The following is a 14,637-nucleotide window of genomic DNA, read 5'->3' on the forward strand; positions in this document are numbered from 1 at the left end:
TCATCAGCCCAAACTTTAGTAACTAACAACCTAATATTTTATTGCCAAGTGGGGTGATTATGACCAGGGGCGGGATTCGCTATCTGTGTGGTGCGTTTATGGGCGTTGTTTTTTCTCTGCCAGTGCAGGGAGAGGCGATCTATCCGGATCCGCAATGGGAGCTTGCGCCGGTTGCCGCGAGCCCTGAGGTTTCAGCGCTGCTCGGTTACAGTTTTCCGCAGCCGCGGGGTGTGGAGCGTGAAGGGATAAGAACCGATGGTTTGGTGGTGATCCAGCGCGGCAAACTGGTTTTGGAGCGCTACGAGGCCCCGTACGATGCCAGTAAACCCCATCTGACCTGGTCGGTATCGAAGAGTTTTATCAATGCTCTTTACGGAGTGGCGGAGGAGAGGGGGCTGGTGGATCGCAGTGACCCCCTTGCCCGCTATTATCGGCCCCTACAGCAGGAGGGGTATGCGCGTATTCGGGTGGAGGACGCCTTGCATTGGGCATCGGGGCTCGACTGGGCGGAAACCTACGAAGCATCGCCGCTAACCTCTTCGGTGGTGGCCATGCTGTATACCCTTGGGCGTGACGACATGGCGGCCTGGGCGGCGAGTCACCCGGTGCGGACGGGTCCGGGCAAGCGCCACAACTATTCGAGCGGCGACACCAATCTGTTGTCGGCAGCGCTACGGGGTATTGTGGGTGAACAGGCCTATCGAGAGTTTCCCTGGCAGGCGTTGTTCGAGCCGCTGGGGATGAAGAGCGTAAGCTGGGAGCAGGATGCCAGTGGTACCTACGTAGGCTCCTCCTATCTATACGCGACACCGCGGGATATGGCCCGCCTGGGTTATCTATTTCTACGCAAGGGACGCTGGCAAGGAGTGCAGTTGCTGAGTGAGGGCTGGGTTACGTTTTCGACCACGCTTGCCCCCGCCTATGGCAATGAACCCGTTGCGGTCGACGATGATAGTCATCCTGGTGCTCATTGGTGGGTTAACGCCGGGGTGGAGTCACAACAGCAACCACTGGCCTGGCCCGGGGCGCCTGCCGATACCTATGCCGCCTGGGGACATTGGGGACAGTACATTTTTGTGATCCCGTCCCTCGATCTGGTGGTGGTGCGCACTGGCGATGATCGGGACCGAAGTTTTGATCGTAACCGCTTTCTGTCATTGGTGGTTGCGGCTTTTGGTGGTCAGGAGGAAGTGCAATGAAATACCGTATTGTTCTATTGCTGCTGTCGTCGGCCATCCTCATCACCGGGCTTTGGCTCAAACCACGCTGGAACTTTGTGCAAGCGTTTCCCGACCTGATCTCGGCTTACTATGCCAAGGAGTATTGCTCCTGTTACTTCGTGGTGGGCAACGATGAGGCGTACTGTCATGCCTATGTCGAGCAGTGGATGCCGATCTCGGACTTCCAGCTAAACCGGGAGCAAGGCTGGGTGCAGGTGAGTGGTTTGGGGCGTACTAATCGCGCCAGCTATTTCGGTTTGCGCCAGGGCTGTGGGCTCGAACCCTACGGGCGGTAGTGGCGGCACCCCGGTTGTGTGCTTACCGCCCGGTTGAGCGGTAAGCACAAGTTGTTTACTCGAAACGGCTAAAGTCGGCAGGGCGCTTTTGCAGAAATGCGGTAAAGGCTTCCTTCGCCTCAGCAGAGGCTAGCCGCTCACCAAAGGCGGCGCCCTCACGTTGGATGACTTGCTGCACCTGGTCTGCCTGGGTTTCTTTCATCAACTGTTTGGTGAGACGAATCGCAGAGGGGGCCATCGCGGCCAGCTTTTGCGCGCTTTTCATCGCCAGTTGAAAGCTTTGGTCCGGGGTGGTCACTCGATTGACAAAGCCCAGCTCCAGGGCTTTGCTGGCATTCATCGCCTCGCCCAGTAACAACAGCTCTGCGGCTTTGCGGTGTCCTAGCATCTGCGGCACCAGAAGGCTGGAAGCCGCTTCCGGACAAAGCGCGAGGTTAGCAAAAGGCATCTGTAGGCGCGCGTTGTCACCGGCATAGACCAGATCGCAATGCAGTAGCATGGTCGTTCCAATACCGATCGCCGGGCCATTAACCGCAGCGATTAATGGTTTGCGTGCGCTGGATATGATGCGCAAGAAGCGGAACACCGGTGCATCATCACCCTGGGGAGGGTTTTGCATGAAATCCATGATGTCATTGCCGGCGCAGAAGCAGCTCTCGCTACCATGGATCAGGGTGGCTCGAATCGACGAGGTTGTTTCGGCTTCGGTAATCGCCTCGTTAATGCGGCTGTACATGGCGTGGGTGAGGGCGTTTTTGTTCTGTTCGCGGTTGATGCGGATCAGCATGATCCCGGCTTCAACCGAGCATTGAATCGTTTCGCTCATGGTCGGGCTCCTTTTTTGAGCAGGTTAGAGGGATATAGTTGACCTGTCAACTATATCCCGAAGCACTCTCCCCGTTAGTAGGCATCAAAGCTGTCGGTATGAATTTGATGGTCAGGGACCCCCGCTGCACGCAGTTGAGAGAAAGCCTCTTTGACCAGTTCGCCGGAGCCGCATACAAAGGCGTTAACGCGTCTGCTATCCCAGTGGGTAAGCACGGATTGCAGAGGCACCGCCAGATCGTCGGAGGTACCCACGAGGGGGTGGTGGCTCAGATTCGGGTGCTGATCGCATAATGACCGAATCTCCTCTTGCAGGTAGAGATGGAGGGGGCTTTTACCGAGGTGCAGGAGCGATATCTGGCCTCGGTGGTGTTGGTTCAGGGCGTCGCGCAACAGGCCATGTAGAGGACCCAGCCCGGAACCTGATCCGATCAGCAGCAACGGGCGGGTAGATTGCTCGGGCGAGTAGCAACATGCCCCCTGGGCAGTCCCCAGCTGTATCAGGCTGCCTTCGCAGGCCTGAGTGTGAATCCAGTCGCTAAACTGGCCCCCGCGAACCCGCTGGATATGAAAAACAAGGTCACCATCGAGACCGGGTACGCTGGCCAGCGAGTAACGACGGCTTAGGTAGGGGCCAAGCCAGAGGTCGATATGCTGGCCGGCGTGATAGGGGAGGGGCGCTCGCGTGGCTAGCCGTAGCTCGGTGATCTCGGTGCTGAGTTGTTGCAGCCCGCAAATCACTGCGTCCGTGCGCTTCAGGGTTTTGGGGCGTTGTAGCTGGAGCGGTTCAACAGGGCGGCACTGGCAGGCGAGTAGCAGCTGCTGTTCGCATTGCTCCGGGCTGAGACCCGACTGGGCAGCAGGGGGGATCTCCCCCGCCTGGGCCTGCAGCAAACAGCTGTGGCAAAGCCCGGCCAGGCACGAGTAGGAGGGCTCTGTGCGGGCGCGGATTAGGGCTTGCAGCAGTGTCTCCCCTGGCGCCACATCGATGGGGTGACCTTCAAACGTGATCTGGACCATAGGCAGGTATCGGGGCAGTAGTCGTGCTGTGGTGGGTGAAGGTGTTGATCTCGTAGTCTACGACAGGCGAAACCTGAGTACGAGGCGAGTTCGTGCATCCGCCGTGCAGTCGCCCGCTTGTTAGCGGGCTTTCCTTGCACCAATGTCGAGGCTGCTGAGGCTCATAGGCTGGCATTAAAGTGATATAATGCGCCCCCGAATAAACGCCGTTGACTCGACGCAAAACGGAGCAGCATCCGGCAAGCAAGAGCGCGAGCATAAGAATTGTACTTAGGAGCCCCGTGATATGACCCTGATTCGCCAAGACGATTTCATCGACAGTGTGGCCGATGCACTGCAGTTTATCTCCTACTATCACCCGCTCGATTTTATCCAGGCGGTGCACGAAGCGTATCAGCGGGAAGAATCACAGGCGGCCAAGGACTCTATGGCTCAGATCCTGATTAACTCGCGGATGTGCGCCGAGGGACACCGCCCTATCTGTCAGGATACCGGCATCGTCACTGTTTTCCTTAAGATTGGTATGGATGTGCAGTGGGACGCCACCATGACCGTTAATGAGATGGTGAATGAAGGGGTGCGTCGCGCCTATACCCATCCGGACAATGTGCTACGCGCCTCTATTTTGGCCGATCCGGCCGGTGCTCGTCGCAATACCAAGGACAACACTCCCGCGGTCATTCACACTGAGATCGTGGCCGGCAATACCGTTGACGTGCAGATCGCCGCCAAGGGTGGTGGTTCAGAGAACAAGTCGAAGATGGCGATGCTCAACCCAAGCGACAGCATTGTCGACTGGATTGTAAAAACGGTTCCCACCATGGGGGCAGGCTGGTGCCCTCCGGGAATGCTGGGGATCGGTATTGGCGGTACGGCTGAAAAGTCAGCAGTGCTCGCTAAAGAATCGTTGATGGATCCTATCGATATTCACGAACTGCGCGCCCGCGGCCCGCAGAACCGGATTGAGGAGCTGCGCCTGGAGATCATGGACAAGGTGAACGCCCTCGGCATCGGTTCGCAGGGGCTGGGTGGCCTTACCACGGTGCTGGATGTAAAGATCAAGGACTACCCAACTCACGCAGCATCATTGCCTGTGTGCATGATTCCCAACTGTGCGGCGACCCGACATACCCATTTTGAATTGGATGGCAGCGGTCCTTCGCTACAGAAGGCTCCTAATCTGGACCAGTGGCCAAAAGTTGTTTGGGATGCCGGCCCCACCGCGCGTAAGGTCAATCTAGATACGGTTACCCGCGAGGAGATGGCCCAATGGCAGCCCGGGGATACCCTGCTGTTGTGCGGAAAGATGCTGACCGGGCGTGATGCTGCCCATAAGCGCATGATCGACATGATGGCCAAGGGCGAGGAGCTGCCAGTGAGTCTGCGTGATCGCTTTATCTATTACGTTGGGCCGGTCGACCCGGTGCGTGACGAGGTCGTTGGTCCTGCGGGCCCGACTACTTCGACACGAATGGACAAGTTTACCCACGCCATGCTCGAGAAAACGGGCTTGATGGGAATGATCGGCAAGGCTGAGCGTGGGCCGGTTGCTATCGAGGCGATCAAGGAGTTCAAGGCCAGCTACCTGATGGCCGTGGGTGGCGCAGCGTACCTGGTTGCCAAAGCGATCAAGCATGCCGATGTTGTCGCGTTTCCTGAGCTGGGTATGGAGGCGATCTATGAGTTTGATGTTGAGGATATGCCGGTGACCGTAGCGGTTGATGTGAACGGTACGTCGGTGCATCAAACCGGCCCTGCGCTATGGCAAAAAAGGATTGCGGACGCGGCCAAAACGGAAGCGGTAAACGTTAAGTAACATCCTACCCGGGCAACGAAAAGGGAGGGCACCTGCCCTCCCTTTTTTTATCCTTCGCGTCGCTTATGGAGCGGAACGCCCAGGGGTTATCTTTAATGCCAGGCTGTTAGTCTTCCCGGTTTTTGGTGGCGACAAAATCCACGGCCAGGTTGACCGCGTGCTGAACTTTGTCGTCCATCTCCTTCTTCTCTTCGGGGGATAGGTAGTACGCCATATCGATGTCGTAATGAATGTACCTCGGTGGCAGGTGGTTGAGTGCTACACAGGCAATGTCGGCAAACAGGGGGTGGAGTTCCGCCTGGTCCGAAAAACGGTGTTGCAGATCGGCCACTACCAGCTTCTCGTAGTAGTTATGAAACTCTTCCTGCAGTGCCATAGACGCCTCCTTAGTGTTCGTTGTCTTCAGTGTAGTCGAACCTGATTCTCTCTTACCGTTCGCAGTGCACGAAAAAAATGCGTTGTTTTCAGATTTTTATCGTATAAGACTAAAGTCTAATATCTCTGGATATTGTTGACCACACTATGAATGTTGCGCCACTTGAGAACCGCTTGTGGTGGTAGTCCTCTCGATATGTTGATGATTATCAATAGGTTGAGTCGATCAAAGAGGTTGTTTTGTGACTGCCCCCAAGGGGGTAGATTGCGGTTTGTTGGTTGAATGGTGACCATTTTTGGAGGAGGGCAGCCTATTGGCGTGTTTGCAGTGCCTGATCTAGGTTCCAAGAGAGCGCCACAGAACCTGAGGATGCAAACATGAGTAAGCTAATGCTAAGCAAGCTAATGCTCCGTTACTTTTCTTACCTGAGCCTTTATACCTTTATCGCAGTCATTAGCTGGCAACTTGGGACGCTCATTGGTAATCATGCGATCAGCTTTATTCTAAGTGCCTGGTTCGGGATTGGGTTATGTTATCTGGAACAGCACTGCAACCTGAGCCCGAGACCCTTTCGTTCCTCTGATTGGGGCAAACTGCTGTGGGTAGGTATGTTTTGGCCGCTGGTGATTGAGCCCGATGTTGTGATGGAGGAGCGAGGCCCTAGCATGGATGCATGATCCTGGAGCGTATTGAAAGTATCAGTAAAGACGGCGGGTGGTGCTGGAGGGCATCACCCGCTTTTGTAGGCTGTGTGCAGTTCGTTTGCCTCAACGTTGTTCGTAGCATGTCCCGGGTAGGGTTAGCTGGCTTCAGATGCTGTTATTGGCCGGGAAAGGGGTGGACGTTATCGCCGTTAAGTTCGCCGGACAGCAGGTCATCGAACTCGGGGTCACCGGCAATGCGGTTCTCCTCATTGGCCCAGGCGCCCAGATCGATTAGCTTGCAACGCTCGCTACAGAAGGGGCGGTAAGGGTTTTGCGGGTTCCACTCGCTAGGCTTCTGGCAATGAGGGCATTTAACGGTCATTAGCTTCTCCCGATGGGGTGTGGGTAGCGAGTTGCAGGTAGCGTTCGTGTAACTGGTCGAGCTGGTGGTAAAGGTGGGGGAGGTCGGCGCTGTTGTCGACGCGGTCATCGGCGTTTTGCAAACGAAACTCGCGGTTGGACTGCACCTCCATGATGGCGCGCACCTGATCGCGGTTGTTATTATCTCGCGCCATTGTGCGGGAGATCTGTAGTGTTTCCGGGACGTCTACCACCAAGACTCGATCCACCCAGTGGTGCTGGTTGGTTTCGAGTAATAGAGGCGATGAGAGCAGGGTGTAGGGGGAGCGCGCGAGGGCGATCTGCGAATGGATCTCCTGTTCGATCAGGGGATGAAGCAGGGATTCCAGCCACCGCCGCTCGTTAGCGTCGTCGAAGATGCGCTGGCGCAGGGCTGCACGGTCGAGATCACCGTTGGACAAAAGGACCCCTGTACCAAAATGAGCGGCTATTTTTTGCAATGCGGGTTGCCCGGGCTCTACGACGATACGGGCGGCGAGATCCGCATCCACTACGGTAACGCCTTTGCCCGCCAGATACTCTGTCACAGCACTTTTTCCGCTACCGATGCCACCGGTGACGCCTACGATATACATGGGTCGACCATTTAAAATTGGATAGCGGGCAGGGTAGCAGAATCAGCGCAGTATTTGCAGATAACTGTTGGTGATAGCGTCGCCGTAGAGGAGCGCGATAAAACCTGCGATGGCCAGGTAGGGGCCGAATGGGATCGGGGTTGCGCGGTCGCGCCCCTGGGCGACGATCATCGAAATGCCGAGGATGGCACCTACTACAGAGGAGAGTAGAATAATCAGCGGTAGCGCTTGCCACCCCATCCAGGCACCGAGTGCGGCGAGCAGTTTGAAATCGCCGTAGCCCATGCCCTCCTTGCCAGTCACCAGCTTGAAGACCCAGAAAACGGACCACAGGCTCAGGTAGCCCGCTATGGCACCGATCACCGCGTCGTTAAGTGAAACGAACAACTCAAAGCAGTTTGTGAGCAGCCCTAACCACAGCAGCGGCAGGGTAATGTTGTCGGGAAGCAGTTGGTGGTCGATATCAATCATCGTCAGGCAGACCAGCGCCCACAGCAGCAGGCAAGCGAGGGTAAATGGCCAGCCGGCGCCCAGCTCCCAGGCCAAAAGCAGGGTGAGCAATCCGGTTGCCAGTTCTACCAGGGGGTAGCGGGGAGAGATAGGGTTTTTGCAGCGTGAGCACTTGCCGCCCAACGCCAGGTAGCTCGCCACAGGGATGTTCTCCCAGGGTTTGATCTCCTTGTCGCACTGGGGGCAGTGGGAGTTGGGGCTGATCAGGTTAAAGCGGGCAGGGTATCCGTCGTCGGCGGGGCCGGACTCTTGATCCAGCAGTTCTGCGCACTGCTGGTGCCATTCCCGGTGTAGCATGATCGGTACGCGGTAGATCACCACATTAAGAAAGCTGCCCACGATCAAGCCCAACAACAGCGCACAGGGAAGAAAAACAGCGGGGGTGGCAAACAGCTCTAGATCCAGCATGGTGTCGGTGGCATCGGTCGGAAAACAAAGAGAAAGGGCCAGCGTAACTGGCCCTCGGAAATAGAGCGGAGATTAAACAGCCGCACCCAACTGGAAGATCGGCAGGTACATCGCAACGACCAGGCCGCCAACGAGTACACCCAATACGGACATGATCAGCGGCTCCATCAGGCTGGTGAGTCCGTCGACGGCGTTATCGACCTCCTCCTCAAAGTAGCCCGCGACCTTCTCCAGCATCTCGTCCAGCGCACCCGACTCCTCACCGATGGAGACCATGGAGGTAGCCAGCGGCGGAAAGAGGCCGGAGGATTTCATCGCAAACTGCAGCTGTTGTCCGGTGGATACATCCTCTTTTATACGGTTGGTGGCATCAAAAAATACGACGTTACCGGCCGCGCCGGCTACCGAGTCCAGGGCATCCACCAGCGGAACACCGGCGGCGAAGGTGGTGGCCAGGGTGCGGGAGAAGCGGGCAACCGCCGCCTTGTAGAGGATGTCACCGACAATCGGGAGCTTCAATATTGCGCGGTCCCGGCTATCGCGTAGCGCTTTCGAGCGTTTCAGCGCGGCACCTATGGCCCAAAAAATGGCCGCGCCACCAGCCAGTCCAATGAGCCACCACTCCTGCACCCATTCTGACAAGCCCACAACCATCTGGGTGAAGGCTGGGAGTTCTGCTCCAAAGCTCTTGAAGACATCCTCGAACTGGGGCACGACCTTGATCAGCAGAATCGCGGTTACGACAAGGGCTACGCAGATGACGGCGATGGGATATTTCATCGCTTTCTTGATTTTGGCTTTGAGCTGTTCGGTTTTCTCTTTGTAGGTGGCGATACGGTCGAGCAGGGTTTCAAGGGCACCAGATTGCTCGCCGGAATCGACCAGGTTGCAGTAGAGGTCGTCAAAAAATTCGGGGCGTTTACGCAGCGAATCGGCAAAACTGGAGCCTCCCGCTACCCCGTTTTTAATATCATTGATCAGGTTCTTCATGTTGGGGTTGTCAGACCCGTCGGCGTTGATCTCGAATGCCTGAATCAGGGGGACGCCGGCTTTCATCATGGTGGCCATTTGGCGGGAGAAGATAGCGATATCCATCGGGGTGATTTTTTTACCCCCACTGCCGAAACTTACGCCTTTTTTACGTACTTTGGTGGGGTTGATGCCCTGCTTGCGCAGTTCGGCTTTCACCAGTGCCGGGGTGGTGCCGGTGGTTTCACCTTTGGTGCGACGGCCCTGCTTGTCCTTGCCTTCCCATAAAAAGGTGCTGCTTTTTGCTGCTTGTTCTGCCATGGTGCTTTCCCGATGTTGGGTGCCTGTATGTTCGCGTTGCCGAAAGTAATCTCCAGCGGGTGGCGCAGGCGTATCCACGAATTTCCTGAGTGTAACCTAAAATTTCGCTCCGGTTGTACTGCCTGACCCCTGCTTTATGCTGGTTCTGCCAACTCGGTCAATGATCGCCTGCACTGCGGAACGGCCCAACGCTACTTACTCCTTGGTGACCCGGTTGACCTCTTCGAGACTGGTAACGCCCTGCAGTACCTTTAACAGGCCTGAGGCGCGCAGGTCGTTAAAGCCCTCTTCTCGTGCCTGGTCTGCGATCTCGATGGCGTTGCCCTCCTCCATAATGATGCGGGCCAGGCCAGAGGTGATCTTAACGACTTCGTAGATACCTACGCGTCCCTTATAGCCCTTGTTGCAGGAGTCGCAGCCGTGTTGGCTGGGGCCGTAAATCTCGGCCGTCTTGGCTTGCTCTTCGCTGAAGCCCTCCTCCAGTAAGGTGTGTTCGGGAATGTCCATCTTGACTTTGCATTTGCTGCATAGCCTGCGCCCCAGTCGCTGGGCGATGATCAGGTTGACCGAGGTGGCAATGTTGAATGCGGGAACCCCCATGTTGATCAATCGGGTCAGGGTTTCCGGTGCGCTGTTGGTGTGCAGGGTCGACATGACCATGTGTCCGGTTTGCGCGGCTTTGATCGCTATGTTGGCGGTCTCCAGGTCCCGGATCTCTCCCACCATAATGATGTCAGGATCCTGACGCAGGAACGCCCGCAGGGCGCTGCTGAAATCCATGCCTCGTTTGGTTGATACGTTGACCTGGTTGATTCCCTCGAGGTTGATCTCTACCGGATCCTCGGCGGTGGAGATGTTTACCTCGGCGGTATTAAGAATGTTGAGGCCGGTATAGAGGGATACGGTCTTGCCGCTACCGGTAGGTCCGGTCACCAATATCATGCCCTGGGGTTGGGACAGACAGTCCATATAAAGTTTCTTCTGGTCCTCTTCGTACCCCAGCGCATCGATACCCATCTGGGCGCTGGTGGGGTCGAGGATTCGCAGTACAACCTTTTCTCCCCAGAGGGTCGGCAGGGTGTTTACCCGGAAGTCGATCGCCTTGGTCTTGGAGATCTTCATCTTGATACGGCCATCCTGGGGTACGCGCTTTTCCGCGATATCCATACCGGACATGATCTTGAGACGCGAAGCGAGGCGAGGTGCCAGCTGAATCGGCGGACGAGCGACCTCGTGGAGCATTCCGTCGGTACGAAAACGCACGCGATAGGAGCGCTCGTAGGGCTCGAAATGGAGGTCTGAGGAGCCCCCTTTAATGGCGCTGAGGAGCATTTTGTTAACAAATTTAACGACGGGAGCGTCGTCGGCCTCGGATGAGGTGTCTTCCTGGTCCTGGTCTTCGTCGACCGAGGAGATATCCAGCCCTTCCAGCTCTTCGTCGTCGAGATCCCCCAGGGCGGTGTCGCTGGCGTCGAGGAATTTTTCGATGGAGCGGGCGAGCTTGTCCTCCTCCACCAGGATCGCGTCGACGGTGAGGCCGGTATTAAAGCGGATCTCATCCAGGGCCACCAGGTTGGTGGGGTCGGCAACGGCCACAAACAGGCGCGTGCCGCGCTTGAACAGTGGCAGCGCATGGTGCTTGCGAATCAGCTTTTCGTCGACCATGCCTTTGGGCAGCATATCCGGGGCGAAGGCAGTTACGTCAAACAGGGGAGAGCCGAATTCGTCGGCGGCCACCCGTGCTATATCCGCGGCCGGTACCATGTTGGACTGCACCAGATGGGTGACGAAGGGGATCTTCTGTTTTGATGCCTGCTGGTACGCTGTGGTAGCCAGCGCCTCTTCCAGCAGATTGTCATCGACCAGCCGCTTGGCCAGTCCTGTGAGAATTATATTTGCCATAAGTGAGAAACTACGTCGATGCTTTCCGTTGTAGATCAATAATATAGTCTAGGTGTGTTCAAGTATAGCTTGAAATATATCCATGACTTATTGGGCCGCTGCCCAGAGGGTACGCTGCCGGAGTCAAGCCGCAGGCAGTTAGCAGGAGGCAAGCCCGCTACCCTATTGGCCTGGCACTATATAGGTGCCTGACAGGGTAGGGGTGACAATAATTGTCATGCCCTGCCGTCAGGGGGCAGTAGAAAGCGTTGCCGGTGCGCTCACATTCAGGGATATAGCACCTCCCGGTCGGGAAGAGTGTGAGCTAGTGCCGCACTACAGGTTGTTTGTAGGGCTTTTTCGTAGACTGGCACAGCGCTTGCTGTTAAGTTCCTCGAGAGTAACAAGTAGTTGCTAATCACACAGAATCAATTTTAAACACACGTGGAGTATTCACCATGAAATCAGTACAAAAAGGTTTTACCCTGATTGAATTGATGATCGTAGTAGCGATCATCGGTATATTGGCTGCCGTAGCCATCCCCGCTTACCAGGACTACATCGCCCGCTCCCAGGTGACTGAGGCGGTTAACCTCACAGCAGGCCTCAAAGCCCCCGCTGCCGAGTTTTTCCAGAACACTAATACTGTTCCTACCGCGACTGATCTGGGCGCTACCAGATCAGGAAAGTATGTCGCCAACCTGACTATTCAAGATTTGAGTGGAGGTGCAACCACGGGCTCTTTCGCTATTGAAGCGATTATGAGAGCTACAGGAGTTAACGGAAATATTATCGACAAGATTTTTATTATCGAAACGAACGATAGCGGATCAACCTGGACCTGCGTTGCTGCTAGCTTGACCGCTAGTCCGACGTTGGCGGGAAATGCAGGGCTGATTGACTCTTCTTACTTGCCAAGCGCCTGTAAGTAATAGTGTTGGGTCTGTGTATGTAGATTAAAAGAGGGGCGTTTACGCCCCTCTTTCTGTGGAGGCGATGGATCATGAGTACTCAAAATCAGTATGGTTTTACCTTGATTGAACTCATGATAGTGGTCGCTATTATTGGGATTTTGGCCGCGGTTTCGATTCCGGCTTACCAGAGCTACGTCGCTCGCGCGCAGGTTAGTGAAGCTATTCTTTTGGCTGGTGGTATTCGGGTTCAGGTTGCTGAAATCGTTCAGTCTCAAGGGGTAACTCCATCAATGGGAGAGTTGAACGTAACCTCCGCTGGAAAGTATGTACAGAACATAACGATCTTTTCTTTGAGTACAAACCAAATCATTATCCAGGCAACATTTCGTGCTGTCGGCGTTAACGGAGATGTCGCCAGTCAAACCCTCTCTTTCGCTACACCCGATAGGGGGGAACTCTGGGAGTGCGGTAACAATGGATCGTTATCAGACCCTTACACTTCATTAGACGATACCTATCTGCCTGTATCCTGTAAGTAAGTCACTGATATGCCATCGTGGATTCCTCAGGATCGTCGCCTGGGTTCTATTTTTTATATCACCCTGATCTGGGGGGGCATTATACTGCTCTATTGGGGGGGGCTTACGGGCACCGTAATCCTGGATGATCGTCATATCGTCGAAGGATTGCGAGCGTTAAGTTCTAACTCTTCGTTATCGGACTATCTGCTGAAAGGGGTTGGTGAACTTAATCGACCTGTTGCCTACCTCACTTACTATTGGCAGCGTGATCAGGTTGAACCCACCCTCTCTTCATTTAAAGAGTTCAATCTGATTTTACATCTATTGAATTCACTTCTGGTTTTTTTGCTTTTTGATCGCTTATTGAAGCTAACACGTTACGAGCGGTATCGCCTCTTGTTAGCTTTCGCGGCAACCTCAATTTGGGCTCTTTCACCTCTGCAAGTATCTACCGTGCTCTATATGGTTCAGAGGATGACAGAGCTGTCTGCGATGTTCGTGTTGCTGGCGCTATTGTGCTGGATTTGTGGGCGCTCACCGAACACATCAAAAATCTCTCGGTATGTATGGCTATATGCAGGCTTCGGACTGTTTATGCTGCTCGGTTTGTTCAGCAAGGAGAGTGCGATCACCGGTTGCGTTATGGTGCTGGTTATTGACGCTACGTTTTTTGCTAAAACACCTAAAGATCGTATGTACACTATCTGGCGCTGGCTGGCAATAATATTGCCCCTGCTAATTCTTACAATCTATTTTGTGGTACGCTGGAATAGCATCGTTGTCTATGGTGGAAGGGAGTTTACTCTAGACGAACGATTATTGACCCAACCGCGTGTACTATTTGATTATGTTTCCAAGTTTATCGCGCCCCGCTGGGGGGGGTATGGACTTTTCTATAATGATTATCCTTACTCCAAGAGTCTTTTTGATCCGCTAACAACTTTCTTCTCAATAGCGGGTTTGCTGGCAGCTACCGGGTTTGCGATTTGGAAAAGAAACTCATGGGCTGTTGTCAGCTTTGCTGTGCTGTTTTTTTTAGCGGGTCACCTCATTGAATCTACATTTATACCTTTGGAACTCTATTTTGAGCATCGGAACTACCTGCCTACAGTTAGCCTTGCATTGTTACTACCTATTGGCGTTTATGAAATACTCAAGCGAGTTTCAGGAAAATTTAAAATTATAGTGTTGTTTGCTTGTGGACTTTGGTTTATAGGGATGTTGGCCGTGAGTCGTAACGAAGTAAGGTTGTGGGGGGCGCCTTTGGAGCAAGCTATCCACTGGTACCAGCAACACCCTGATTCGCACCGTGCTCACAGCCATATCGGTGAATTAATGTTTAACATAGGGCTCTATAACGAGTCGGCGAACTTCTATCAGGAAACAATAGGTCGCTTCCCTAATGATCCATCAAAAATCCTATTGTGGTGGGAGTTGGGCTGCTCCGCAAACGTGAACATCAGGCCGACAATGGGTCAAGTTCAAAACGTCTTAAGAAACGGCGACCATTACCGTGAAACAATATCAGTGTTTAAGGCAATGCTCACCTTGTTCGAGAGCGGAAAGTGTCAGGCTATTTCTCTTGATGATTTTCTGTCTGCGGCACAGGCATTGATTGAAAATCCCTTGTATAAAAAGCATGAGCGGTCTCTGTTAGTGTTATCTTCTCGTATTTATGAGTTGAAAGGTGATGAAAGGAGAGCGCTTGAATATCTAAAGAGGGCGGCAGAGAAGTACGGCACCTTAGATACCTTGATGGCGGTTTCTCAGCGCTACTATTATCTTGGCCTAAACGAAAAAGCGGATCTGTACCTGCTTCAAGTCGAAGCTATTTGCCGTGACTCACCAAGTAAATGTTGGGCTTATCAGAAATCAATTCAATTATTAAGAAAGCAGCGTGATACCGCTAAAAGAGAATGAA

Annotated in this window: 15 protein-coding genes; 7 read left to right on the plus strand and 8 right to left on the minus strand. The window is 54.4% G+C overall.

Translation table 11 applies throughout. From position 1 onward, the window contains the following. The first annotated feature begins 59 nt into the window (after positions 1–59). The gene (locus ACP3PW_RS08525) at positions 60–1,199 is read left to right on the plus strand and encodes a serine hydrolase domain-containing protein (RefSeq protein WP_426416269.1); all 1,140 of its coding nucleotides are present in this window, start codon (positions 60–62) and stop codon (positions 1,197–1,199) included. Next, complete coding sequence (locus ACP3PW_RS08530; RefSeq protein ID WP_426416270.1) at positions 1,196–1,516, plus strand: hypothetical protein; 321 nt, start codon at positions 1,196–1,198, stop codon at positions 1,514–1,516. Before ACP3PW_RS08525 ends, ACP3PW_RS08530 begins: the two co-directional genes overlap by 4 nt. Positions 1,517–1,571: 55 nt before the next feature. Here ACP3PW_RS08530 and ACP3PW_RS08535 read toward each other — a convergent pair whose 3' ends face one another. Further along, entirely contained in the window at positions 1,572–2,342 is a 771-nt protein-coding gene (locus ACP3PW_RS08535) for an enoyl-CoA hydratase (protein ID WP_426416271.1), read from the minus strand. Positions 2,343–2,416: 74 nt separating this feature from the next. Further along, positions 2,417–3,361, minus strand: a complete 945-nt coding sequence (locus tag ACP3PW_RS08540; RefSeq protein ID WP_426416272.1) for a 2Fe-2S iron-sulfur cluster-binding protein — start codon at positions 3,359–3,361, stop codon at positions 2,417–2,419. A 286-nt stretch (positions 3,362–3,647) separates the two neighbouring features. Here ACP3PW_RS08540 and ACP3PW_RS08545 point away from each other — a divergent pair, with 286 nt between their 5' ends. Further along, positions 3,648–5,177: a fumarate hydratase gene (locus ACP3PW_RS08545; RefSeq protein ID WP_426416273.1), complete on the plus strand. Its 1,530-nt coding sequence runs from the start codon at positions 3,648–3,650 to the stop codon at positions 5,175–5,177. A gap of 106 nt (positions 5,178–5,283) precedes the next feature. Here ACP3PW_RS08545 and ACP3PW_RS08550 read toward each other — a convergent pair whose 3' ends face one another. After that, complete coding sequence (locus ACP3PW_RS08550) at positions 5,284–5,553, minus strand: late competence development ComFB family protein (RefSeq protein WP_426416274.1); 270 nt, start codon at positions 5,551–5,553, stop codon at positions 5,284–5,286. Positions 5,554–5,930: 377 nt separating this feature from the next. Between ACP3PW_RS08550 and ACP3PW_RS08555 the strand changes: the two genes are divergently transcribed. Then, positions 5,931–6,230 (plus strand): hypothetical protein, encoded by a 300-nt coding sequence (locus tag ACP3PW_RS08555; RefSeq protein ID WP_426416275.1) that lies wholly within the window; start codon positions 5,931–5,933, stop codon positions 6,228–6,230. 142 nt (positions 6,231–6,372) lie between these two features. Here the strand turns inward: ACP3PW_RS08555 and yacG are convergent, their stop codons facing one another. From yacG to pilB, 5 genes are all read right to left on the minus strand, one after another. Beyond that, entirely contained in the window at positions 6,373–6,579 is a 207-nt protein-coding gene (yacG, locus tag ACP3PW_RS08560) for a DNA gyrase inhibitor YacG (RefSeq protein ID WP_426416276.1), read from the minus strand. Next, entirely contained in the window at positions 6,569–7,192 is a 624-nt protein-coding gene (gene coaE, locus ACP3PW_RS08565; protein ID WP_426416277.1) for a dephospho-CoA kinase, read from the minus strand. Before coaE ends, yacG begins: the two co-directional genes overlap by 11 nt. A gap of 42 nt (positions 7,193–7,234) precedes the next feature. Further along, positions 7,235–8,110 (minus strand): prepilin peptidase, encoded by an 876-nt coding sequence (locus ACP3PW_RS08570; protein WP_426416278.1) that lies wholly within the window; start codon positions 8,108–8,110, stop codon positions 7,235–7,237. 72 nt (positions 8,111–8,182) lie between these two features. Continuing rightward, positions 8,183–9,400, minus strand: a complete 1,218-nt coding sequence (locus ACP3PW_RS08575) for a type II secretion system F family protein (protein WP_426416279.1) — start codon at positions 9,398–9,400, stop codon at positions 8,183–8,185. A gap of 195 nt (positions 9,401–9,595) precedes the next feature. Beyond that, on the minus strand, positions 9,596–11,302 hold the full coding sequence (pilB, locus tag ACP3PW_RS08580; protein ID WP_426416280.1) for a type IV-A pilus assembly ATPase PilB: 1,707 nt from the start codon (positions 11,300–11,302) through the stop codon (positions 9,596–9,598). Positions 11,303–11,739: 437 nt separating this feature from the next. Between pilB and ACP3PW_RS08585 the strand changes: the two genes are divergently transcribed. The 3 genes from ACP3PW_RS08585 to ACP3PW_RS08595 all read left to right on the plus strand — a co-directional run bounded on the left by ACP3PW_RS08585 (position 11,740) and on the right by ACP3PW_RS08595 (position 14,636). After that, on the plus strand, positions 11,740–12,213 hold the full coding sequence (locus tag ACP3PW_RS08585) for a pilin (RefSeq protein WP_426416281.1): 474 nt from the start codon (positions 11,740–11,742) through the stop codon (positions 12,211–12,213). A 71-nt stretch (positions 12,214–12,284) separates the two neighbouring features. Next, positions 12,285–12,734 carry a pilin gene (locus ACP3PW_RS08590; protein ID WP_426416282.1) on the plus strand — a complete coding sequence of 150 codons (450 nt, stop codon included), beginning with the start codon at positions 12,285–12,287 and terminating at the stop codon, positions 12,732–12,734. A gap of 9 nt (positions 12,735–12,743) precedes the next feature. Continuing rightward, on the plus strand, positions 12,744–14,636 hold the full coding sequence (locus ACP3PW_RS08595) for a tetratricopeptide repeat protein (protein ID WP_426416283.1): 1,893 nt from the start codon (positions 12,744–12,746) through the stop codon (positions 14,634–14,636). Position 14,637: the final 1 nt, after the last annotated feature.

Origin of the sequence: Aestuariirhabdus sp. LZHN29 (assembly GCF_049985285.1) — a bacterium.
Taxonomy (GTDB): domain Bacteria; phylum Pseudomonadota; class Gammaproteobacteria; order Pseudomonadales; family Aestuariirhabdaceae; genus Aestuariirhabdus.